Below are 21480 nucleotides of genomic sequence, written 5' to 3'. Positions count from 1 at the left end.
CTAAAGCTTAACCCCTTGCCGCAGGTCGAGGCCGTTGTAGCGGTCCGCGCAGGGGAGAAGCCCTTCCCGCACCCAGCAGAGGACCGCCCCCTTGGCCACCTCCAGCACCCGCTCCGCCAGGGGCTCCTCCTCGGGGGCGAAGGGGGAAAGCACGTAGGCCGCCCCCAGCTCCCGGCTGGGGGGCTTGCCGATGCCCAGGCGCAGGCGGTGGAAGGAGGGGGTGCCCAGGGCCAGGGCGATGGAGGCCACCCCCCGGTTGCCCGCGGGGCTTCCCCCCGCCTTGAAGCGCAGGCGGCCCAGGGGGAGGTCCATCTCGTCGTGGACCACCAGGAGGCGCTCCGGGGGGATCTTGTAGGAGCGCACCAGGGGAGCTACCGCCTGGCCGCTCAGGTTGTAGTAGGTGAGGGGCTTGAGGAAGAAGCCCCTTTCCCCCTCCACCTCCGCCTCGGCCAGCAGGGCCTGCCCCTTCTCCCGAAATGCGAGGCCCAGCCGGTCCAAGACCATGAAGCCCAGGTTGTGCCGGGTCCTGGCATAGCTTTCCCCCGGGTTTCCCTGACCCACCACTAAAAACATGGGTTCCCCTGCAAGAGGGCGGGGGGCACGGCGCACCCCCCGCCCCGCGTCCAAGGGGGCCTAGGCCTCCTCTTCCTTCTTCCCCTTCTTGATGACCTCAGGCTCAGCGGGCATCTCCGCCGCCTCCGCCGCCAGCCGCTCCACGTCCTCGGGGGGCACCACCGCGGCGATGGTCTCCTCCGGGGAGAGGGCCAGACGCACCCCTTCGGGCAGCTTCAGCTCGGAGGCGTGGAGGCTGTCCCCGATGCCCAGCCCCGAAACGTCCACCTCGATGAACTCGGGGATGCTCCGGGGGGAGACCCGCACCAGGATGTCCCGGCGCACCTCCTGCAAGACGCCCCCCTCCCGCACCCCCTGGGGCGTGCCCAGGAAGCGCAAGGGGATGTACATCTCCACGGGCTCGTCGGAGAGGACGAAGAAGTCCACGTGCTCGGGGCGGCGCCGGCGCTTGTCCAGGTTCACCTGCCGCACCAATGTGGGGAGCTCCTGGCCGTCGGGAAGCTCCAGGACGATGACGCTGTGGATGGAGGCCTGGCGGAAGACCCGGTCGAACTCCCCCAGCTCCACGTAGACCTTCCGGTTCAGGCTCCGGTTGTACATGACCCCGGGGAGCTTGCCCGCGCGCCGCAGGGCGGCAGGCTTCTCCCCTTCCCGGTAGTAGGCCTTCAGGCGGTACTCCATGGTCCCTCCTCAAACCCCTGGCCCCCAAGGGGCACACGAAGAAGAGCTTAGCACATCGCCGCGCCCCGCCCAACCCCGGCGAGCCCCCCACCGCGAAGGCCGCCGCGCCCCCAAGCCCGGACGCCCTGGGCCCCCCCTGGCCTCTTTCCGCAAAGCCCGTCGCCCCCTCCCCCCAGCGGGGGCCCGGGCATCAGATCAGGGCGCTCACCGAGCGGTTGGTGTGCACGTGCTGGATGGCCTGGGCCAGCAGCTCGGCGGTGGAGAGGACGGTGTACCCCCCATCCGCCAGGGGGATGGTGTCGGTGAAGACCACCTCGCGGATGGCCGGGTGGGCCAGGTTCTCCCGGGCCTCCCCCACCAGAACCGGGTGGGTGGCCAGGACCACCACCTCGGGCAGGGCCCCGGCCCCGAGGAGGGCCTCCACCCCCCGCCGGATCGTGCCCCCGGTGGAGACGATGTCGTCGATGAGCAGGGGCCGCAGGCCCGCCACGTCCCCGATCACGTAGGTCACGGAGGTCTCCTTGGGCCCGTGCCGCCTTTTGGCCAGCATGGCCAGGGGCAGGCCCAGCCTCTCCGCCAGGCGCCTGGCCTCCTCCGCCCGGCCCGCGTCGGGGGAGACCACCACGGCCTCCTCCGTGAGGCCCCGCTCCTTGAGGTAGCGGGCGAAGAGGCGCACCGCGGAGAGGTGGTCCACGGGGATGTCGAAGAAGCCCTGGATCTGGGGGGCGTGGAGGTCGATGGCGATGACCCGGTGGACCCCCACCGCCTCCAGGAGGTTCGCCACCAGCTTGGCGCTCACCGGCTCGCGGCCCTCGGTCTGCTTGTCCTGGCGGGCGTAGCCGAAGTAGGGGACGACGGCGTTGATGCGCCCGGCGGAGCTCCGCCTCGCGGCGTCCGCCAGGAGGAGGAGCTCCATCAGGTGGTCGTTCACCGGGGGGCTGGTGGGCTGGATGAGGTACACATCGTCCCCCCGCACGCTCTCCAGGAGGCGCACCCGCACCTCCCCGTCGGGGAAGCGGTCCACGGTGGCCCTCCCCAGGGGCACCCCCAGGGCCTCCGCCACCCTGCGGGCCAGGTCCGGGTGGGCGTTCCCGGTGAAGAGCTTGATTTCCATAGGACGGTCCCTTCCTCAGTATAGGGAAAGCTCCCGGGCGAGGAGGCCGAGCCGCCTCGAGGCCTCCCGCAAAAAGGCCTGGAAGTCCCAAGCCGCCCCCGCCCCCGCCCCGTCGGTGACGGCCCGCACCAGGGCCATGGGGTGGCGGTAGCGCCAGGCCACCATGAGGGCCGCCGCCCCCTCCATCTCCACCGCCTGGGCCCCGAAGAGGGCCCTAAGCCTCTCCGCCTCCTTCCCGTCCGCCAGGAAGCGGTCCCCCGTGGCCACCACCCCCCGCCGGAAGGGAAGGCCCAGGGCCCGGGCCGCCCCTTCCGCCCGGGCCAGGAGGTGGGGGTCCGAGGGGAAGAGGCCCAGCCCGAAGGCGGTCTCCCCCGGCTTCCGGCCGAAGGGGGTGAGGTCCACGTCCCACTGCACCGCCCCCTCCGCCAGGAGGAGGTCCAGGGCCTTCAGACCCGGGTCCAGGGCCCCCGCCACCCCCAGGAAGAAGCTCTCCCGGGGGGGGAAGCGGGCGAGGACGTGGGCCACCGCCGAGGCCGCCGCCACCTTCCCCACCCCGGTTTCCGCCACCAAGACCCCCGCCCCCCGGTAGAGGGGGAAGGGGGCCTCCAGGGCCTCCCGGGCCCCCAGGGCCTCCTTTAGGGCCTCCGCCTCCTCGGGCTCGGCGGCAAAGAAGGCGGTCACGGCCGTAGGGGGACGGTGGGCTGGACCCTGAGGCCTTCCCGGAGGACCCGCTCCGCCCAGGCCCGGGCCCCCTCGAGGTCGTGGTCCCGGTAGTTGCCGCACTCCCGGAGGCCCGCCCCCGGCACGGGCCCCTCGTGGAGGAGGACGTCCCGCAGGGCCCGCTCCAAGGCCACCAGGACCCTCTCCTCCTCCAGGGAGCCTTCCACCACCAGATAAAACCCCGTGCGGCAGCCCATGGGGGAGAGGTCGATGACCCCCTCCAGGTGGTCCCGCAGGTAGCCCGCCAGGAGGTGCTCCAGGGTGTGGAGGCTGGCGGTGGGAATGGCCTCCCGGTTGGGCTGGGCCAGGCGCAGGTCGTACTTCTCCACCACCCCGCTCCCCACGGGCTTCCTCCCCGCCAGGCGCACATAGGGGGCCTGCACCTTGGTGTGGTCCAGGGCGAAGCTCTCCACCTCGGCCATGGCCCCATTACACCACAGAAAGCCTCCCTAAGACCTCAGAAAGGGCGACAGTCCATCCCGGGTTCCAAGCCATCCGCTTACCGCTACTTGTACGGCAAGTACACCCTGCCTTGCACTCGGGCGGTAAAGGGCGTCCGGTTCCCATGGAGCAGAAACTGTTCCTGGAGGCCGAAAAGGACCAAGCCCAAGGTATCCCCCGGAGTGAGCCTTGCCCCGACTCCGACCAGCTCCCCGACGTGTACCCCAAAACCCTTGAGGGGATAAACTTGCTCATCTACGATCTCCATGCGTCCGTCGGACCTCCAGACGCCCACTCCCACGAAGACAACAGGATTGCTCACCTCCAACACGCCTCGGACCTCCAGCTGGAAAAGGGGTATCCCTGCCAGAATAGCCTCCTCGTGGAAGGTCTTCAGGGGCACGAAGGCGGGCCCTGCTAGGGCCCCGGTAAAGCTACTTATCCCCCGTTCCAGCAACCCAAGGGCAGGGTTCAAGTAAGGGAGGAGAGGAGAGGAAACCGGGCGCAATAGGCTTTCCAAAAGCCTTAAAGCGGCATCGCCCAGCCCGGAAAGCCCCTGGAGAGGCAGGAGCCAAGTTGGAGGAACCTCGTGCTCCACGCCCCCCCGTGGGACCTCCAAACGCTCTGCGATAAGGGCTTCTTCGTGGTCTAGGGACAAACACAAGCGGGGAATCCCGGCAGCCCTTCCTGCTTTTCCCTTGAGCTTCTCGTCGAACCAGGCCAAAACTATTTCGGCAGGATCTTCTTGGCCAACAGGACCGCAATTCACTCCGCCAGCAGGTGCCTGAAGGTAGGGCAAAACATGCCCCCCTTGAACGGTTAGAAGGCGCACATCCCCGCCTTTTTGGGCCAGGCAATGGGCTATCCAGGAGCCCTCGTTGAGGTTGAACAGCGTATCCCGCATGCCCTGGATAACCAAGGCGTCTGTAGGGTAAGGCCCCCCGTGCTCGCAAAAGTACGCCAGGGAGCGGTAGTGAAAAAAGGCCCGGGCCTCTGGAGCCAAGCCGCCGCTGAGGAGTCCACGGATGTAGTTCTCATACAGGTAGGGATCCATACGCCCCCCGCTGCCTAGGGTACCGCCAAGAAGGAGCAAAGAACTCCAAGCGGTCTTCACCACATTCCCCGGCGCCAGGCTGTAAGGCAGGTCGTACCAGGTAACCATGGGCACCATGGCCACGATGCGGGGGTCACGGGCAGCTGTTAGGAGCTGGAACCCTCCTCCGTAACTAGCACCGAAGGTGCCTATTAGGGGCCTGTCCCCTCGGTAGGCCAGGCGCAAGTTAGCCTGGGCCCAATCCAGCAAGGCCTGGACATCCCGCACCTCCACGTCCGGATCCATGACCCGGACATAGCCCCCGGAGTCTCCGAAACCCCGCTGGTCAAAACTGATAACATAATACCCGGATCTCCAAGCCCGTAAAACCACTTCGCCGATGACAGGGTGATCGGTAGAGGTATCCTGAGGCGAGCGGATACGGTGCCCGCCGAAGCCATGCCCGTGAAGGATAAGGGGAGCCTTCTCCCCAGCCTGAAGGGAAGGCTGGAACAGGGTAAACGCTATGGAAGTGCCATCGAAGGAAGGGACAGTAACCGATTGATAGGCTGCGCCCCGGGCTGGAAGGTTTCCCGGCGGGGAAAGCCTAGACTCCGGGCCCTGGGGAAAAGAGCCCGTGCCCCCGCAACCCCCGAGGCCCAGGATCCCTAAAGCAAGACCCAACAGCCCAACCAGCCAGCTTCGCTCCATGGTTCCGCTACCCCACTTCTCCTATGGGCGACGGTTAAGGCGTTCGCCCTCCGCCTGCCCTTGGTAGGTGGTGGTCAGGTTAAGGTAACCCCGCACCTCTGCTTTCCAGGTCCCCGGCCTAGGGTTAGGCACGGCTACCTCTTCGCTCACAGACACGCCCTGGGTGGAAGAGGCAGCTAGATTCCCGTCGGGGTCGTAGACGTATAGATCTAGATCGTAGAGGGGATTACCCCAACTTACGCGGACCCGTAAGGCGCTGAGCCCAGAAGGGACCTGAATCTCCTTTTCGTGACGGGCATTCACAACGCAGTCGATAAGGCATACAGCTGGCTGCACCGTGCCCGTCCAGGTTTCAAGAGGAATGGTTTCCAGGACAAACCGGCTGGGGTTGCGCCGGACAGCCTCCTGCACAGCAGCATAAGCATCCAGATACCCGTAGCCCACTTCCCACAGGTCCATCTCCCTTCCGTCCTGGTCGTACATCTTGCGGGCAGTATCTTGGAAAATAGCCAGAATATCCTCAAGGGTGAGCCCGGGGTTGGCTTCCAACATAAGGGCGATGGTCCCAGAAACGTGAGGGGTAGCCATGGAGGTGCCGCTCATAGTGGTATAAAACAGGGCATTCTGCGGATCCCCCGTGGGCGTTCTCGTGTCCAGGGCGCAGAGAGAACAGGTCGAGGCCCTAGCAGCAACGATATTCACCCCGGGAGCGGTAATGTCGGGATGGTGAAAGGGATCTCCAGGAATGCCCCGGCTAGAAAATCTGGCAAGGTTACCGCTCTTGTCGCCAGCGGCTACAGAGATAGCGCACGGGGAAGCGGAGTAGGGGTTAAGGGTATCCGGGTTCGGACCGCTATTCCCAGCGGCGAAGACGACAACGATCCCGAGATCGTAGGCGCGCTTGGTAGCCAGGGAAATAGGGTGGTAGGGAGCGAAACGTCCGCTCGATCCCCACGAGTTGGAGATGATCCGGAGGTTGTAACGCTCCCGGATCTCCGGCCTCAGAAGGAAGTCAAATCCCTGGAGGGCGTAGAGAATGAAGAGAGCATCCCCAGCTCCCACTCCCACCAGAGTAGCTTCTGGAGCAATACCAATGTACTTGTTCTGGTTAAGGGAAGCCCGGCNACCCTTACACATAAATCCTTACACGACCCCCGGCCCAAGCCGGCGATAGTGGAGGCCACATGGGTCCCATGCCCGCTGGTGGTGTCAGTGTTGGGAAGGTCCATCCAGAGGACGCCGCCCAAAGGACTTTCCAGAACGGAACCCACGAGTTTCACGTTCCGCCCAAGGTTCACCCGGGGGTCGAAGTCCTGGTGAAGACCGTCTATGCCGCTGTCAAGAACCCCTACGCCAACCCCCTTTCCCGTGACCCCGAAGGCTTCCCGGGCCTGGGGAGCTCCAATGAAGGGGCTGCTCTCCTTGAGGAAATATTCCAGTTGACGGTCAGCGTAGATGGAAAGTAGCCCCAAGGGGGCTAAGCCCTGCACCAAGCCCTCTACCACCTCCCGGGTCACAGGAAGGTGTGCAGCCACCATAGGGAGGTTCTCAAAGGACCCCAGGTTTTGCCCAAGCCGAAGGGAAAGGTGGGTTTCCATCCAGTTGATGGCCCTCGCCTTGACTGCGTCCTGGGCGAAGGAAAGAATAAGAGTAGCAACCTGCCCATAAGGCAGATCCTCCTCTACCACAGGCTGGGCAGGGGGTTGGTCGTAAAGGGCTCGGCACGCTGTCAGGGGGGTACCCGGACCGGGGGGGCCTACCAGAGGAGGATCAGACGTAGACGGTTGATCAGGGGTGGGAACGCTGTCAGAAGGCAGCTGGGCAAAGCGCTGGCCGCAGCCGTACAAAAGGCCTATGGTCACAGCTAAAACCAAGGGCAAGAAGCTGCGAATCCGCATCCACACACCTCCTCCGACACGGTCGGTACTGGCCTCACTTACGGTCATACGATAGATCATGGACCTCAAAAGTACATCAAACCTGCCCTTACCCCCAGCGGCCCTAGCCAAACTAGACCGGATGGCGGAAAGGGGGACAGCCTGGGTGGTTGCTCCGGTAGGATGGGGATACGCGGGGGGACTTCTAGCCTGGGCCCAAGGCAAGGGTGTGCCCTCAGGATCAGACCTGAAGAAGCTGAAGCCACCTGCCCTCTGGCTACCCCATAGACGGGTAGAGCTACTAAAGGAGGCACCCCGCTTGCTTCGCGAAGGTGCCCTCTTCTTCGCTGAAGCGGACTTGACCCTGGACCAGGCTTCATGGCACCGGTTTCTCACTGGCCTGCCAGAAGACCTACGAGCCCGGACCTATGAGGAAGGAGAAGGCTGGCCCCTCGCCCTGGAGTTGGTCAGGACCCTTAAGGTTTATCCTCTGCACACCCATCCCCAAGCTCAGGCCCTCATCCTGGGGCAGATCCTCGAGGAGTTTCGGCCCGCCCTGGTCAAGGCAGCCCGGGTACCCCTTCTTCTCCCCGCGCTTTGGCCCAAGCTAGGCCTTACTGAAGAAGAAGTCCACCTCCTCTGGGACAGGGGGCTTCTGGTAGGGCACGGGCCCGGCCTAGCCGTACCCCGTTTGCTGCGCCTTATTCTTTGGCCTTCCTTACCACCTGCGGAGGCCCGGCAGCTGGCCACGGCCCTCCTAGAAGCCCATTCCCAGACCCTGGTGCCAGCCTTGGAACTCCTACTGGGTTCGGGACTTGCCGAAGAAGCCTTGGTGCTAGCAGCTGCTCGGGAGGAGGCCTTGGATCTCCCATCCCTTCGGCGGCTCCTCGCCTCCCTGCCCGAAGCCCTTCGCGAGCACCCAGCCTCCCTGCTCCTCACCGGGAGAGCCGCGCGGCAACAAGGGCATCTGGACCTGGCCGAGATCTGGCTTCAGCGGGCGGCCGAGACCGAGGCCTACCGAGCCAAGGCTTGGTTTGAACTGGGGCTGGTGCAACTGCAGGTTCAGGGACCGGAGGGAGCCAGGGGAGCTTGGGAAGAAGCCTTCCGTCTAAGCAACAAGAGGAGCTTGGTCCGGGGCAAGGCCGCCCACAACCTCGGGGGGGTGTACCTATCCCAAGGGGCTTGGCAGGAAGCGCAGAGCTACCTAAGCGAAGCGGTGGGTACCTTTCGCCTTCTAGGCTACTCCGAAGGGGAAGCCGAGAGCCTGCACCTCCTGGCCCTTGCTCTCCACAGCCAAGGCCGCCTTCGAGCGGCGGAAGCCCGGTATCGGGAAGCCTTACGGCTGCTCGCGGAACGAGGCAGGCCTACCGGCCTGATCCTGAGCAACCTGGCGGAGGTTTATCTGCTGCAAGGAAACCTCGATAAGGCCAAGGCCACGATTCTTGCAGGTGAAGAGGTGGGAGAAACCCGAGCCCGGGGCTACCTCCAGCTCAACCGGGCCTGGCTGCACTTACTGCAAGGGGAGCTGGAGCAGGGTCAAGCGCTTTTGGAAAAGGCTCACAGCCTCGAGGGAAGCTGGGAGCTGGAACAGGAATACACGCTCCTCTCCGCCCGCTTTGCCCGCTACAAGGGGGATAGGGAGAAGGCCGAGCAGGAGTTGCGAAAGCTGCCTCCCAGCCTCAGGCGGAACTTAGAGCTGGCCTTGCTCGGCAGCGTGGATCCTTACGCTCTGGAGGCAGAGGCACGTGCCCAAGGAGCTCTTTTTGAACTAACTGCTTCCTTGCTGCTCCAGGGTCGGTTCAGCGAAGCCTTACCTCTCCTGGAACAGGAGGGGTTTGGGTCTCTCGGCTTTGATCCTGACATAGCAAAGAAGGTACTTCCCCTCGCCAACAAGGAGGCTCGACTGCGCAGGCTATTCCCCTTGAAGCTCTACGGAATGGGCACTCTTCGTATAGTCTTCGCGGGTAAAAGGTACCTCTTGAAGGACTTCCCCACACGGAAGGCAGCTGCACTCCTAGTCCTGCTGGTGCTAGGGGAGAAGCCGCAACCCCGAGCAGCTCTGGCGGAAAGGCTTTGGCCTGAAGCGGATAACCCCCTGGGGAGTCTGTCCACCGCTCTGTATCACATCCATCGCCTGGTAGGAGCGAGAGTGATCGAAGGGAAAGGAGGCTTCCTCTCGCTCGCCTACCCAGCAAACACAGACCTCACCCGGATAGAAGAGCTGGAGGATTTCCATGAACTTTCCCTCCCTGTGCTGCCGGAGCTCCAGGACATCCTGGTCGATGAGGCTATGATATTGGAGGCACAGCGGGAGCGGCGACTGAGATACCTGGTAGAGCAAGAGACAGGCCGGGCCTTACAGTACATGGAGGATCTCGTCATGAAAAGCCCCTTGGACATAGGGGCACGTGAGCACCTCATAAGCCTTTATGAGGAGGTCGGGCAGAAGCGCTTTGCCCATCTACAAAAGAGACGCTTGGAGCAACTCCTAGGGGCTTGAGGCAGCCCCGTCCCAAACCAGGGTCCGGTAATGCCACCGAACGTCGATTCCATCAGCGCAGAGTGGGGTCAGAGAGGGTAGCCGAGGGCCTCCAGGACCGCCCGCACCCGGAAGGCCAGGAGGTCCTCCGGGGGGTAGACCCCGTGCACCCGCCCGTAGACCGCGGGGTCCACGGGGACCAGGGCCAGAAGGGCGTGGAAGGGCTGCAGGTACTCCGGGGAAAGCCACCCCCCAGCGTAGAGGAGGAGGTCGGCCTTGAGGGCCAGGGCCGCCACCTCCTCCCGCCTCAGGGCCACGTGCCCCCGGGCCCGTCCGGGCAGATGCGCGAGGAAGCCCTCCCCCTCGGCGAAGCTCCCCGCGGCCACGGAGACCTGGGTCAGGGGCCGGAGGAAGGGGGCAAGGGCGGGGCGCAGGGGGCCGAGCCAGAGGGCCCGGGCCCCGGGGAAGTGGCTCGCAAGGAGGCGCTCCAGGGCCACCCCTTCCGCGTACTGCCCGGCGAGGCCCCCGGCCCCGGGAACCAGGAGGTCCACCAGGCCCGCCGCCTGGGCCTCGGGTTCCAGGCGCACCGCCTCCGGGGGAGGTAGGGCCTCGGCCAGGACCATCCCCGCCAGGCCCAGGGGGGCCAGACAGGGCAGGGCCTTCCAGGGATCCTCCGCCTCCACGGGGTAGGGGAAGAGGGGAAGCCGCAGGCCGACCACCTCCGCCACCAGGCGGTCGAAGAAGGGGGAGGGCCCGCGGTGGAGGAGGACCAAGGGGCGGGTTTTGTGGTACTCCGGCCGCATGGGCCACCTCAGGCGGGGCGGAGGTCCGCGTACCGGAGGGAGAGGCGCTTCAGGCCCACCCCCTCGAAGTGCACCGTGACCTCGTCCCCGCTGGCCGCCACCACCGTGCCCGGGCCGAAGCGGGGGTGGACCACCTTCTCCCCCCCCCTATAGGCCCCGGGCTTGGGCTTGTGGGTGGGGGGAGCGGGCCTTGGGGGCCTTTCCCGGTAGGGGTCGTACTCCTGGTAGAGGCCCTCCTCCACCTCTTCCAGGAAGCGGCTCGGCCGGGCGGATTCGCTGCGCCCGTAGACCTCCCGCTCCTCCGCGTGGGAGAGGTAAAGCCTTTCCTGGGCCCGGGTCAGGCCCACGTAGAAGAGGCGGCGCTCCTCCTCCAGGCCCTCCAGGGTGCTCGCCGAGGAGCGGTGGGGCAAAAGCCCCTCCTCCACCCCCACCAGGAAGACCACGGGGAACTCCAGGCCCTTGGCGTTGTGCAGGGTCATGAGGGCCACCCTGCCCCCCGCCTCCGCGGGCTCCTCCGCCCTGGCGGTGAGGGCCACCTTGTCCAGGAACTCCACGAGCCCCTCGGCCTCCCGGGCGGCCCGGAGGAGCTCCTCCACGTTCTCCAGGCGGTCCTCGAGGTCCTCGGGGTAGGCCTCCTTCAGATAGGCGGGGTAGTCCGTGGCCTCGAGGAGGTGGCGGAAAAACCCTTCCGCCGGGCCAAAGGCCAGGTCCCCTAGCTCCTCCATCAGGGCCAGGAAGTGGCGGAGGGGCTCGGGCCGGGGGAGGGCTTCCGCCCCCACCCTCAGGGCCTCGTAGAGGGGAAGCCCCCTTTCCTGGGCAATGCGGGTGAGCTTTTCCACCGTGGCCGGGCCGATGCCCCGGGGAGGGGTGTTCAGCACCCGCTTGAGGCTCACCCCGTCCAGGGGGTTCAGGGCGAGGCGGGCGTAGGCCAGGAGGTCTTTCACCTCCGCCCGCTCGAAGAAGCCCACGCCCCCCACCACCCGCGCCCCGATGCCCCTAGAGGCCAGGGCCTGCTCCAGGAGGCGGCTTTGCGCGTTGGTGCGGTAGAGGACCGCCACCCGGTCAAAGGGGGGGCCCAGGCGCTGGATCTCCTCCGCCACGAAGCGGGCCTCGTCCCGGGCGTCCCTGGCCCGGTAGAGGCGCACCGGCTCCCCCCCGGGCCTCACCGCCCTCAGGGTCTTCTCCAGCCGCAGGGCGTTCCTGGCGATGACGGCGTTGGCGAAGCGGAGAATGGCCTCGGTGGAGCGGTAGTTCTCCTCGAGGCGGTACACCTTGGCCCCGGGGAAGTCCCGGGTGAACTCCAGGATGTTCTTGATGTCCGCGGCGCGGAAGGAGTAGATGCCCTGGTCCGGATCCCCCACGGCCATGAGGTTGGCCTCCTCCCCCGCCAGGAGCTTGGTGAGGCGGTACTGCACGGGGCTCGTGTCCTGGTACTCGTCCACGTGGATGAAGCGGGCCCGCCGCCGCACCCGCCGCAAGACCTCCCCGTCCCCTTCCAGAAGGCGCAGGGCGTAGAGGAGGATGTCCCCGAAGTCCAGGGCCCCCTGGGCCCTGAGGGCCTCCCCGTAGCGCCGCACCACCTCCAGAAGCCGCCCCCGGCTCAGGCCCCCGTAGTACTCGGGGAGGTCCTGCAGGAGGGTTTCCGGCGCTTCCCCCCGGTTCTTGGCCCGGTCCAGGAGGGCCTTGATGGGCCCGGGGCGCGCGGCAAGGCCCAGCTCCTTCAGGACCTCCTTGAGGAGGGCCGTCTGGTCGTCCTCGTCGTAGACCACGAAGCCAGGCTTCAGGCCCACCCGCTCCCCGTAGACCCTGAGGAGGCGCAGGGCGGCGGCATGGAAGGTGGAAACCCAAAGCTCCCCCGCCCCCCGCACCATGCGCCTCAGGCGCTCCCGCATCTCCTCCGCGGCCTTGTTGGTGAAGGTGACCGCCAGGATCTCCGAAGGGAAGACGCCCCTCTGGGCGATGAGGTAGGCCACCCGGTGGACCACGGTGCGGGTCTTGCCGCTGCCCGCCCCCGCCACCACCAGGGCCGGGCCCTCAAAGTGCAGGACCGCCTGGCGCTGGGCCTCGTTCAGGGAGTGGAGGAGCTCGTCGTCCACGGGGGAGAGTGTACCACGGGGTAGACTTTAGGGCATGGAGCTCTACCCCACGCAAGAGGGCTTCCTGGGGGAGATCGCCCGGGGCTTCACCTTCGCCCAGGTGGCCCGGCTGGCCGCGGGCTTTGGGGAGAGGGTGCGGGCGGAAGGGCTAAGGCGGGCGGTGGTGGCCCACGACGCCCGCTTCCTGGCGAAGGAGATGGCGGAGGAGGCCGCGGGGGTGCTCGCTGGCCTGGGCTTGGAAACCCACCTGCTCCGAGGACCCACCCCCCTCCCCCTTTTCGGCTTCGCCCTGGAGGAACGGGAGGCCGCGGGCTTCTACCTCACCGCAGGCCGCAGGCCCGCCCGCTACCAGGGGGTGAGGCTCCGCCTGGGGCCGGGCCTGCCCCTCGCCCCTCAGGACCTTCCCCTTTCCGAAAGGGCGCCCGAGGCCCGGGGGAGCTTCCAGCCCCTGGACCTGAAAAAGGCCTACCTGGAACGCCTGGCGCAAAGCGCCGGGGAAGGGGCCAAGGAGAAGAAGGGCGTGGTCTACCTGGACACCCTGGGGGGGGCGGGGGGTGGGGTGATGCCCCAAGCCTGCAAGCTCCTGGGCCTGCAGGTGGAGCTCCGGGAGCTCCACCCCCTCCCCCACCCCCTGTTCTACGGGGTGGACCCGGACCCCAGGCCGGAGAACCTCGGCACCCTTCTGGCCTTGCTGCGAGCCCAGGAGCCCCCGGCGGCGGGCTTCGCCCTGGACGGGGACGGGGACCGCCTGGCCGTGATCCTCCCCGGGGGGGAGGTGCTCCCTCCCCAGGAGGCCTTGGCCCGCCTGCAGGAGGCCCTGGGGGGCCTCGAGGTGGAGGCGGACGGGGAAGGGGGGTACCTCTTCCCCTGGCACCTCAAGGAACGGGATCCCTTCCTGGCCGCCCTCCTCCTCCTGAAGGTGCTCCTATGAGGGAGCTCCTCCCCGGGCTCTACCTCCTCCCCGTCCCCATCCCCTACCCCCTTAAGACGGTGAACCTCTACCTCCTGAAGGGCGGAGGGGAGGTGGCCCTGGTGGACACCGCCCTGGGCACGCGCACCGCCCGGGGGGCCCTGGAGCTCTACCTGGCGGAGCTCGGCCTCTGCTTCCAGGATGTGAAGGCCATCCTCCTCACCCACCATCACCCCGACCACTACGGCCTGGCGGGGTTCTTCGAGGGGCTTGGGGCAAGGGTCTACCTACACGAGGAGGAACTCCCCCGGGGCCACCGCTTCTGGGTGGCGCCCGAGGCCTTTGAGGAAGCCTCCTGGCGGCTCTTCCGGGAGCACGGCACCCCCGAGGCTGCCCTCCTGGGCATCCGGGAGGCCATGACCAAGACCCGGGAAAGGGTCCACCCCCCAAGGCACCCCATACCCCTGAGGGACGGGGAGGTCCTGGAGGTGGCGGGCCGGCGCCTCAAGGCGCTCTGGACCCCGGGGCACGCGGACGGGCACGTGGCCTTCTTGCTGGAGGACGAGGGGGCCTTGCTGGCGGGAGACGCCCTCCTGGAGCGGGTCTCCCCCAACGTGGGCCTCTGGGCCTACACCCGGGAAAACCCCCTCAGGGACTTCCTCTCCTCCCTCAAGCGCCTGGCGGAAGTCCCCGCGGAAGTGGCCCATGCGGGGCACTTCGGGCCCATCGGCGAGGTGGCGAAGAGGGCCCATGAGCTCATCGCCCACCACGAGGCGCGCCTTCTGGCCCTACTCGCCCACCTGGAAGCCCCCAGGACCGCCTGGGAGCTCTCCCTGAGGCTCTTCCCCCAGGAGCTGGACGCCGCCGGCAGGCGCTTCGCCTTCGCGGAGACCCTGGCCCACCTGGAGTACCTGCGCCAGGAGGGGGAGGTGGGGCGGGAAGGCCCCCCCTACCGCTACTTCCGGAGATGAGGCCTGGGGCTCAGTCCAGCACGAAGCGGTCCTCCCTCTCGTGCAAGCGCACCCGGTGGACGATCCGTTGGTCCCCACCGTTCCCCTCGGCCACGGCCACCACGCTCACATAGGGCCGCAGAGGGCTCCGCAGAACCTTCTTGGTGAGGGTCTCCTCCACCTGGAAGATGCCCGCGGAGTTGTTCAGGGTCACCTGGATCTCCACGGGCACCTTCTCCCCCCGCAGGATCCGCACCTCGTCCACGGCCAAGGCGCTGATGGAGTGGATGTCGATGCTCCCCAGGGCGAAGGCCTTCCTGCCCCGGCCCTTGGTGATGTCGGTGCCGTCGGCCACGGCGGTGACGCCGGCCTCGATGGTGAGGGGCTCCGGGCTGAGGTCATGGCTGTAGATGCCGTGGAGGATGAGGGCCCTGAGAGCGGTGCGCTGCTCGGGATCCGGGTAGATCTTCTCCAAGATGCGGTTCAGGATGGGCAGGGCCAGGGTGACCCCGAAGGCCTCGTGGTGGTCCCGGTGGACCCCGTTGCCCAGGTCGTGGAGCATGGCCGAGAGGAGGACCACCGCGTAGGCGTCCTCCAGCTCCCCCGCCCCCGAGTCCACCGTGTCCAGCCGCACCCCGGCCTCGGCCAAGAGGGAGAGGATGGCCACGCTGGCCGCCCCCGTGAGAAGGGCGTGAACCCGGCCGTGGTCGTTGTAGCCCAGCTTGCGCATGGTGAGGTAGTTGGCCATGTTCCAGCCAGCGCGGGCCTCGGGGTCTTGGATGAGGAGCTCATAGGCCTTTAAGGCTTTGGGGAAGGGTTTGAGGCGCTCACGGATGGCCTGGTCGGCCTCCGCGTAAAGCTTGGCCTTGGGGCTGGCGACATGGACCACGCGCTCCCCGGTCATGGGCAACCCTTACCTTACACCATCCCGGAGTGAGAAGAGGGGGAAGCCTGCCCTCAAAGGGCTTCCCCTATGGTCGCGCCCCGGGAGGTTCCCCGAAGCCCTGAGGCCAGAGGGTGGGGCTCTACCCCTTTCCGCCGAACCCTTGGCTCCCTTCTCCTGGTGGGAGCCTCGGGCGCCCCTTTGCTGGGGCCCCCCCGCGGACTTCGTCCGCGGGGGGTGGCGTTACTCGCCCCGGAAGCCAGGGGGGCGCTTTTCCAAAAAGGCCCGCACCCCCTCCCGCATGTCCTCGGTGGCTGCGGCGTAGCCGAAGAGGTCGGCCTCGATCTCCAGGGCCTCCGCCAGGTCCAGCCCCTCTCCCCGCACCACGCTCTCCTTGGCCAGGGCCAGGGCAACGGGGGCGTTCTTGAGGATCTGCCGGGCGAGCTTTTTGGCCTCCTCCAGGGCGTCCTCCCCCAGCCGGTTCACCAGACCCAGGGCCAGGGCCTCCTCCGCGGGCACGTGCCGCCCGGTGAGGATCAGGTCCAAAGCCCGCCCCCGCCCGATGAGCCGGGGCAGCCTCTGGGTGCCCCCGAAGCCGGGGATGAGGCCCAGGCCCACCTCGGGCAGGCCCAGCTTGGCCCCCTTGGCGGCCACGCGGAGGTCGCAGGCCAGGGCCAGCTCCAGCCCGCCCCCCAGGGCGTAGCCGTGGATGGCGGCGATGGTGGGAACGGGCAGGGCGGCGATCTCCGCGAAGACCTGCTGCCCCAAAAGGGCGTACTCCCGGGCGGCGAAGGGGTCCTTGAGGGCGGCGATCTCCTTCAGGTCCGCCCCGGCGGCGAAGGCCTTCCCCTCCCCGGCGAAGATAACCGCCCGGACCTCGGGGTCTTGGGCGATGACCTCGGCCACCTCGGCGAGCTCCTGCAGGAGGTCCTGGGAGAGGGCGTTCAGGGCCTCCGGGCGCTTCAGGGTCACCAGGGCGAGGCCCTCCTCCACCTCATAGGCAAGGTGGGCGAACTCCGGGATTTCCAGGACAAACTCGTGCTTGTGCTCTTCCATGGCTACACCTCCAAAAGGGCCTCGAGGGCCACCTCCACCATACGCCGAACCCCCTCCCCTAGCACCTCCTGTGGGGCCAGCGCAGGATCGCCGATGCGGTTGGACACCGCAAGGATGGCCCCCGCCCGCACCCCCCGTATCCGGCCCAGGAGGAAAAGGGCGCTGGCCTCCATCTCAAAGGCCAGCACCCCGAAGCGGGCCCAGCCCTGGGCGCTCTCCGGGGTGGTGGCGTAGAAGGCGTCCTCCGTGGCCACCAGGCCCACGTGGTGGGGGTAACCCTTGGCCTCGGCCTTGGCCCACAGGGCCCGGAAGAGTTCGGGGTCGGGCACGGGGGCGTAGGGGCGGCCCTCCAGGTACTGCCGCGTGGCCCCGTCCAGGGGCACCGCCCCCTGGGCGATGACCAGGTCCCCCGGGGCCAAGGCCCCGTCCACCGCCCCGCAGGTGCCCACCCGCAGGAGGACCCGGGCTCCCAGGCCCACCAGCTCCTCGGCCACGATGCTGGCCGAGGGGGCCCCCATGCCCGTGGCCTGCACGGAAACCGGCACCCCCCGGTAGCGGCCTGTGAAGCCCAGGAGGCCGCGGTGGGAGGTGTAGAGGCGGGGATCCTGCAAAAAGGTCTTGGCGATCCACTCCGCCCGGCCCGGATCCCCCGGCAGGAGCACCCTTTCCGCCACGTCTCCTGGTTCGCCCCGCACGTGGATGGGACTCATACCGCCCAATCATAATCCCTCGGGGACGGGGGCTAAAGCCTCAGGACCGGGAAGCCCTCCACCAAACCCTCGTCGTGGGTGGCCAGGACCAGGGCCGCCCCCACCTCCTGGCAGAGCTCCCGCATGAGGCCGAGCACCTCCCGGGCCTGGCGGCGGTCCAGGCTGGCGGTGGGCTCGTCCGCCAGGAGGAGCCTGGGCCGGAGGTAAAGGGCCCTAGCCACCGCCACCCGCTGCCGCTCCCCGCCGGAGAGCCTTTGGGGAAGGAAGTGGGCCCGCTCCCCGAGGCCAAGCCGCTCCAGGAGCCAAAGGCCCCAGGCCCGGTCCACCCGGCCCGCCAGGTAGCCGGGGGCCAGGACGTTTTCCAGGGCGGTGAGCTCGGGGAAAAGGAAGTGGTGCTGAAAGACGAGGCCCAGAAAGCGGAGCCGCCTCCGGGCCCGGAGGGACTCGGGCCAGGGACGGATGGGCTCCCCTTCCCAGTACACCTCCCCCTCCTGCAAGGGCAGGAGGCCCGCAAGGAGGTGGAGCAGGGTGGTCTTGCCGCTTCCCGAAGGCCCCAAGACGGCCAGGCTCCCCCTCGGGAACAACCCCAGGGCCAACCCCCGGAAGAGGGGGCCGTTCCCGTAGGCAAACCCCAGGTCCCGAGCCTCGAGAACCGGGCTCACCCTCCCATGCTCTAGGCAGAAGATGAAGGTTCGGTTAGAGTAAGGCCGATGTCCGGAAGCCCCCTCTTCCTGGACCTCAACTTGGAGGAGGCCCGGCTGGCCCGCTCCTACTTCACGCCCCTCGCCTACCCCCGGGGCAAGCCCATCTTCCACCAGGGGGATCTGGGCCAGAGCCTTTACCTGGTGGAGTGGGGCCGGGTGCGGCTCTACCGCACCCATCTGGGAGGGCAGGAGAAGACCCTGGGCTTCCTGGGCCCCGGGGGGGTCTTCGGGGAGATGAGCCTCCTGGACGCCTCGGAAAGGAGCGCCAGCGCCGTGGCCGAGGAGGACACCCTCCTCCTCGCCCTGTACCGGGAGCCCTACCTGGGGCTCATCCGCCGCCTGCCCCTCGTTGCCCACAACCTGGCCCGCATCCTGGCCCACCGCCTGCGGGAGGCCAACCTGGAGCTGGACCTCCTGGCCTTTGAGGAGGCGCAAAGCCGCGTGGCCTACGCTCTCCTCAAGCTCCTGCGCCAGGGGTACGGACCCAGGCTGCGCCTGCGCCACCAGGACCTGGCGGCCCTGGCCGGGGCCAGCCGGGAAACCGTGACCCGGGTCCTGCACCAGCTCAAGGATCAGGGGGTCTTGCGCCTGGCCCCCGGGGAGGTGGAGGTTGCCGACGCAAAGCTCTTGGAGGAAGTGGCCTTCGGCCTGGCCTGAAGGGGGTGTGCCGTGCGCTTGAGGGTGGACGTCCTGCCCGGGGAGGCCCTGCCCTACCCCGACGTGGTCCTGGTGGTGGACGTGATCCGGGCCACCACCACCGCCTGCTGCCTTCTGGAGGCGGGGGCGGAGGCCCTGTACCTGGTGGCGGGCCTGGAGGCCGCCCGGGCCTTCAAGGACCGGGATGTGCTCCTGGCGGGGGAGGTGGGGGGGCTCAAGCCCCCCGGCTTCGACCTGGGGAACTCCCCCCGGGAGGCCCTGGAGGCCCCCGTGGGGGGCAAGGTGGTGGTCCTGAGCACCACCAACGGCACCAAGGCGGCCCACGCCGCGGCCAGGACGGCCAAGCACGTCCTCCTGGCTTCCCTCTACAACGCCCACGCCGCCGCCCGCCTGGCCCGGGAGCTGGCCTCGGAGGAGGTGGCCATCCTCTGCGCGGGCAAGGAGGGGCGGGCGGGCCTGGACGACCTCTACGCCGCCGGGGTCTTGGCGGAGTACCTGGGCCTCCTGGGGGAGGTGGAGCCCGAGGACGGGGCCCGGATCGCCCTCTCCGTGAAACGCTCCTACCAGGACCCCCTGGAGGCCCTCGCCCTCTCCGCCGCCGCCCAGGCCCTGAGGGCGGTGGGCCTCGAGGCCGACGTCCCCTTCGCCGCCCAGGTGGCCAGAAGCGCCACCGTGCCCCTCCTCACCGGCCGGGTGGGGGAGGCCCTCATCTTCCGGCGGGCCCACCCCGGGCAGGGGGGCTAGGGGAAAAGCCGGGGCACCAACCGCACCGCGGCGCCCATGCCCAAAAGTTCCACCAGGGCCTGGAGGACGATGGCCAGGGGGGCAAGCCCCATCCCCTCCGGCAGGGCCAGGGCCAGGGGGAGGACCAGAAAGGAGTTGCGGGTGCCCAGGCTGAAGGCCAGCGTCCGCCCCGCCCTGGCCTCGAGGCGGAAGAGGCGGGCCAGGGCCCAGGCCAGGCCCAGGGCCAGGAGGAGGTAGAGGGCGAAGAGGGCCAGGAGGCTCCCCAGGTGGGCCCGAAGCCCTGGGAGGTAGCCCGCGTGCCCCAAGGCCACCAGGAAGACCACCAGGGCCAAAAGGGGCACCGGCCAGGAGGCGGTCCGGGCGGCCAGGGCGGGCCCCAAGGAGCGGGCCTGGAGGAAGAGGGCGAGGAAGAGGGGCAGGAGGACCACAAGAGCCGCCTCCAGCAGGGAGCGGGCAGGCACACCGCCCCCACCTCCCCCCAGGAGGAGGAGGAGGTAGAAGGGGAGAAGAAGGAGCTGGAGAAAGAGGTTCAGGGGGGTGAGGATCAGGGCCCGGGCCACATCCCCCCGGCCCAGGTGGGCGAAGGCCAAAAACCAGTCGGTGCAGGGCACGAGGAGGACCAGGGCCACCCCCAGGCGCAGGCCCGGATCGGGGGGCAGGAGGGGAAGGAGGCCGAAGACCAAAAGGGGGATGAGGAGGAAGTTGCCCACAAGCCCCGCCAGGAGGAAGGCCCGGTCGCGGAACGCCCGGCGCAGGGCCAGGAGGGGCACCTGGAGGAAGGTGGCGAAGAGGAGGGCCGCCAGGGCAGGCCAAAGGAGGGCCTCCCCCCAGGGGGCGAGCCCGGGGGCCCAAAACCCAACCCCCGCCCCCAGAAGGGCCGCCCCGAGGTAGAGGGGAAGCTGGTAGCGCTCCAGGGCCGCCAAGCCCTAGCCCCCCGCCAGGAGCTCGTGAAAGCGCCTTATGGCGGCGATCCCCTTCTCCAGGTTCACCAGGTCCAGCTTCTCGTTGGGGGCGTGGAGGTTGTCGTCGGGAAGGCCCAGGCCCAGGAGGACGATGGGGGCCCCCAGGGCCTCCTGGAGCTCCGCCACCACGGGGATCGTCCCCCCCTCCCGGGCGTAGACCGGGGGCCGGCCCCAGACCTCCTCCAGGGCCTTCGCCATGAGGCGCATGGGAGGGCTATGGGGGTCGGTGAGGACGGGCCTGCCCCCGTGGAGGCGGCGGACCTCCAGGCGGTAGCCCGGGGGGCAGGCCTGCTGCAGGTAGGCCTCCACCTGGGCCGCCACCTCCTCCGGGTCCTGGTCCGGCACCAGGCGCATGGAAAGCTTCATCCCCGCCTCGGCGGGGATCACCGTCTTGGAACCCTCCCCCTGGTACCCGCCCCAGACGCCGTTCGCGTCCAGGGTGGGCCGGGCCCAGAGCCTTTCCAAGGGGGTGTAGCCCTCCTCCCCGGGCAGGGTCTCCACCCCGAGCTCCGCCCTCAGGGACGCCTCGTCCAGGGGGGGCCAGAGGCGGCGCTCCTCCGCGGACAGGGGGCGCACCCGCTCGTAGAAGCCGGGGATGAGGATCCGGCCCGTCCCCTCGTCCTTCAGCCTGGCCAGGAGCCAGCCCAGGGCCTGGATGGGGTTCGGGGCCACCCCGCCGAAGGCCCCGGAGTGGAGGTCCCGCCTGGCCCCCTTGAGGCGCACCTCCAGGTAGCAGAGGCCCCTCAGGCCATAGGTGAGGGTGGGGGTGTGGGGGGCGAACATGGCCCCGTCGGAGATGAGGACCACGTCGGCCTTTAGCTTCTCCCGGTTCACCCGGACGAAGGGAAGGAGGTTCGGGCTTCCGATCTCCTCCTCCCCCTCCACCAGGAACTTCACGTTCACCCGGGCGGAAAGGCCCTCGAGGGCGGCCACGTGGGCCCAAAGCTGACCCTTGTCGTCCGAAGCCCCCCGGGCGTAGAGGCGGCCCTCCCGCACCGCGGGGCTGAAGGGGGGGGTTTCCCAGAGCTCCAGGGGGTCTGGGGGCTGGACGTCGTAGTGGCCGTAGACCAGGACCGTGGGGGCCTCAGGGTCCAGGACACGCTCCGCGTAGAGGATGGGGTGCAGGGGGGTTTCGTGGAGCTCGGTGCGGAAGCCCAGGGTCCCGAGCTTCTCCGCCAGCCACAGGGCCGCCTTGCGGACATCCTCCCGGTGGGCCGGGTCGGTGGACACGGAGGGGATGGTGAGGAACTCCAGAAGGGGCTCTAAGGCGCTCACGCCCCCATGCTACTCCCTTCCGGAAGGGCCCGGCCTTCCTCCAGGAGGAGGAGCCTGAGCCGGGCCACCTCGGCCTGGAAGCGGGCCTGCAGGGCCTCGAG

At 68.5% G+C, this 21480-nt stretch carries 21 protein-coding genes and 1 pseudogene; 5 read left to right on the top strand and 17 right to left on the bottom strand.

The features are described from left to right. The 9 genes and pseudogenes from pth to ETP66_RS12350 form a co-directional block, all read right to left on the bottom strand. Positions 1-573 (bottom strand): aminoacyl-tRNA hydrolase, encoded by a 573-nt coding sequence (pth, locus tag ETP66_RS01655; protein WP_130840009.1) that lies wholly within the window; start codon positions 571-573, stop codon positions 1-3. A gap of 60 nt (positions 574-633) precedes the next feature. Beyond that, positions 634-1254, bottom strand: coding sequence for a 50S ribosomal protein L25 (locus ETP66_RS01650; protein ID WP_130840007.1), 621 nt, complete (start codon positions 1252-1254; stop codon positions 634-636). 190 nt (positions 1255-1444) lie between these two features. Then, entirely contained in the window at positions 1445-2368 is a 924-nt protein-coding gene (locus ETP66_RS01645; RefSeq protein WP_130840005.1) for a ribose-phosphate diphosphokinase, read from the bottom strand. Between the two features lie 15 nt (positions 2369-2383). Beyond that, positions 2384-3049, bottom strand: coding sequence for a 5'-methylthioadenosine/S-adenosylhomocysteine nucleosidase (gene mtnN / locus ETP66_RS01640; RefSeq protein WP_130840004.1), 666 nt, complete (start codon positions 3047-3049; stop codon positions 2384-2386). Further along, positions 3046-3510 carry an S-ribosylhomocysteine lyase gene (locus ETP66_RS01635; RefSeq protein ID WP_130840002.1) on the bottom strand — a complete coding sequence of 155 codons (465 nt, stop codon included), beginning with the start codon at positions 3508-3510 and terminating at the stop codon, positions 3046-3048. Before ETP66_RS01635 ends, mtnN begins: the two co-directional genes overlap by 4 nt. An 83-nt stretch (positions 3511-3593) precedes the next feature. Then, entirely contained in the window at positions 3594-4583 is a 990-nt protein-coding gene (locus tag ETP66_RS12080; protein ID WP_236630068.1) for a hypothetical protein, read from the bottom strand. 24 nt (positions 4584-4607) lie between these two features. Then, positions 4608-5273: pseudogene (locus ETP66_RS12525) on the bottom strand (alpha/beta hydrolase); the annotation flags it as partial. Between the two features lie 21 nt (positions 5274-5294). Further along, positions 5295-6341: a S8 family peptidase gene (locus tag ETP66_RS11970; RefSeq protein WP_201738442.1), complete on the bottom strand. Its 1047-nt coding sequence runs from the start codon at positions 6339-6341 to the stop codon at positions 5295-5297. Continuing rightward, positions 6275-6811 (bottom strand): S8 family serine peptidase, encoded by a 537-nt coding sequence (locus tag ETP66_RS12350; protein ID WP_430731871.1) that lies wholly within the window; start codon positions 6809-6811, stop codon positions 6275-6277. The genes ETP66_RS11970 and ETP66_RS12350 overlap by 67 nt, the downstream gene beginning before the upstream one ends. A gap of 1129 nt (positions 6812-7940) precedes the next feature. Between ETP66_RS12350 and ETP66_RS01620 the strand changes: the two genes are divergently transcribed. After that, positions 7941-9650: a tetratricopeptide repeat protein gene (locus ETP66_RS01620; RefSeq protein ID WP_161569057.1), complete on the top strand. Its 1710-nt coding sequence runs from the start codon at positions 7941-7943 to the stop codon at positions 9648-9650. Between the two features lie 68 nt (positions 9651-9718). Here ETP66_RS01620 and ETP66_RS01615 read toward each other — a convergent pair whose 3' ends face one another. Both ETP66_RS01615 and ETP66_RS01610 read right to left on the bottom strand, forming a co-directional pair. Continuing rightward, positions 9719-10432: a hypothetical protein gene (locus ETP66_RS01615; protein ID WP_130839996.1), complete on the bottom strand. Its 714-nt coding sequence runs from the start codon at positions 10430-10432 to the stop codon at positions 9719-9721. A gap of 8 nt (positions 10433-10440) precedes the next feature. Then, positions 10441-12528 carry an ATP-dependent helicase gene (locus ETP66_RS01610; RefSeq protein WP_130839994.1) on the bottom strand — a complete coding sequence of 696 codons (2088 nt, stop codon included), beginning with the start codon at positions 12526-12528 and terminating at the stop codon, positions 10441-10443. 34 nt (positions 12529-12562) lie between these two features. Between ETP66_RS01610 and ETP66_RS01605 the strand changes: the two genes are divergently transcribed. Next, on the top strand, positions 12563-13459 hold the full coding sequence (locus ETP66_RS01605) for a phosphohexomutase domain-containing protein (RefSeq protein WP_130839992.1): 897 nt from the start codon (positions 12563-12565) through the stop codon (positions 13457-13459). Further along, entirely contained in the window at positions 13456-14409 is a 954-nt protein-coding gene (locus ETP66_RS01600) for an MBL fold metallo-hydrolase (protein ID WP_130839991.1), read from the top strand. Before ETP66_RS01605 ends, ETP66_RS01600 begins: the two co-directional genes overlap by 4 nt. Before the next feature lie 10 nt (positions 14410-14419). On the opposite strand, the gene ETP66_RS01595 is transcribed toward ETP66_RS01600, so the two are convergent. The 4 genes from ETP66_RS01595 to ETP66_RS01580 all read right to left on the bottom strand — a co-directional run bounded on the left by ETP66_RS01595 (position 14420) and on the right by ETP66_RS01580 (position 17699). Further along, positions 14420-15292, bottom strand: coding sequence for an HD domain-containing protein (locus ETP66_RS01595; RefSeq protein WP_130839989.1), 873 nt, complete (start codon positions 15290-15292; stop codon positions 14420-14422). Between the two features lie 222 nt (positions 15293-15514). After that, positions 15515-16327 (bottom strand): enoyl-CoA hydratase/isomerase family protein, encoded by an 813-nt coding sequence (locus ETP66_RS01590; protein WP_130839987.1) that lies wholly within the window; start codon positions 16325-16327, stop codon positions 15515-15517. A gap of 2 nt (positions 16328-16329) precedes the next feature. Then, positions 16330-17037, bottom strand: a complete 708-nt coding sequence (locus ETP66_RS01585; RefSeq protein WP_130839985.1) for a phosphorylase family protein — start codon at positions 17035-17037, stop codon at positions 16330-16332. Positions 17038-17069: 32 nt separating this feature from the next. Beyond that, positions 17070-17699 carry an ABC transporter ATP-binding protein gene (locus tag ETP66_RS01580; RefSeq protein WP_130839983.1) on the bottom strand — a complete coding sequence of 210 codons (630 nt, stop codon included), beginning with the start codon at positions 17697-17699 and terminating at the stop codon, positions 17070-17072. Between the two features lie 48 nt (positions 17700-17747). Here ETP66_RS01580 and ETP66_RS01575 point away from each other — a divergent pair, with 48 nt between their 5' ends. Beyond that, a complete protein-coding gene (locus tag ETP66_RS01575; protein WP_130839981.1) occupies positions 17748-18398 on the top strand; it encodes a Crp/Fnr family transcriptional regulator in 651 nt (216 codons plus the stop codon). A 12-nt stretch (positions 18399-18410) separates the two neighbouring features. After that, on the top strand, positions 18411-19142 hold the full coding sequence (locus ETP66_RS01570; protein WP_130839979.1) for a 2-phosphosulfolactate phosphatase: 732 nt from the start codon (positions 18411-18413) through the stop codon (positions 19140-19142). On the opposite strand, the gene ETP66_RS12345 is transcribed toward ETP66_RS01570, so the two are convergent. Continuing rightward, entirely contained in the window at positions 19139-20065 is a 927-nt protein-coding gene (locus ETP66_RS12345) for a bile acid:sodium symporter (RefSeq protein ID WP_130839978.1), read from the bottom strand. The genes ETP66_RS01570 and ETP66_RS12345 overlap by 4 nt on opposite strands. Positions 20066-20068: 3 nt before the next feature. Then, entirely contained in the window at positions 20069-21379 is a 1311-nt protein-coding gene (locus ETP66_RS01560) for a dipeptidase (RefSeq protein ID WP_130839976.1), read from the bottom strand. Positions 21380-21480: the final 101 nt, after the last annotated feature.

The organism is Thermus thermamylovorans, assembly GCF_004307015.1.
GTDB lineage: Bacteria > Deinococcota > Deinococci > Deinococcales > Thermaceae > Thermus > Thermus thermamylovorans.
Note: the sequence above shows the minus strand (reverse complement) of the source record. Positions and strands in the feature narration are given on the sequence as shown.

What these genes read in the sequence shown, in the direction of transcription:
- ETP66_RS01605 (WP_130839992.1), top strand. Translation starts at nt 12,563, where the DNA reads ATGGAGCTCTACCCCACGCAAGAGGGCTTCCTGGGGGAGATCGCCCGG.
- ETP66_RS01635 (WP_130840002.1), bottom strand. Translation starts at nt 3,510, where the DNA reads ATGGCCGAGGTGGAGAGCTTCGCCCTGGACCACACCAAGGTGCAGGCC.
- ETP66_RS01585 (WP_130839985.1), bottom strand. Translation starts at nt 17,037, where the DNA reads ATGAGTCCCATCCACGTGCGGGGCGAACCAGGAGACGTGGCGGAAAGG.
- ETP66_RS01645 (WP_130840005.1), bottom strand. Translation starts at nt 2,368, where the DNA reads ATGGAAATCAAGCTCTTCACCGGGAACGCCCACCCGGACCTGGCCCGC.
- pth (WP_130840009.1), bottom strand. Translation starts at nt 573, where the DNA reads ATGTTTTTAGTGGTGGGTCAGGGAAACCCGGGGGAAAGCTATGCCAGG.
- ETP66_RS01575 (WP_130839981.1), top strand. Translation starts at nt 17,748, where the DNA reads ATGTCCGGAAGCCCCCTCTTCCTGGACCTCAACTTGGAGGAGGCCCGG.
- ETP66_RS01650 (WP_130840007.1), bottom strand. Translation starts at nt 1,254, where the DNA reads ATGGAGTACCGCCTGAAGGCCTACTACCGGGAAGGGGAGAAGCCTGCC.
- ETP66_RS01595 (WP_130839989.1), bottom strand. Translation starts at nt 15,292, where the DNA reads ATGACCGGGGAGCGCGTGGTCCATGTCGCCAGCCCCAAGGCCAAGCTT.
- ETP66_RS01590 (WP_130839987.1), bottom strand. Translation starts at nt 16,327, where the DNA reads ATGGAAGAGCACAAGCACGAGTTTGTCCTGGAAATCCCGGAGTTCGCC.
- ETP66_RS12080 (WP_236630068.1), bottom strand. Translation starts at nt 4,583, where the DNA reads ATGGATCCCTACCTGTATGAGAACTACATCCGTGGACTCCTCAGCGGC.
- ETP66_RS01615 (WP_130839996.1), bottom strand. Translation starts at nt 10,432, where the DNA reads ATGCGGCCGGAGTACCACAAAACCCGCCCCTTGGTCCTCCTCCACCGC.
- ETP66_RS01600 (WP_130839991.1), top strand. Translation starts at nt 13,456, where the DNA reads ATGAGGGAGCTCCTCCCCGGGCTCTACCTCCTCCCCGTCCCCATCCCC.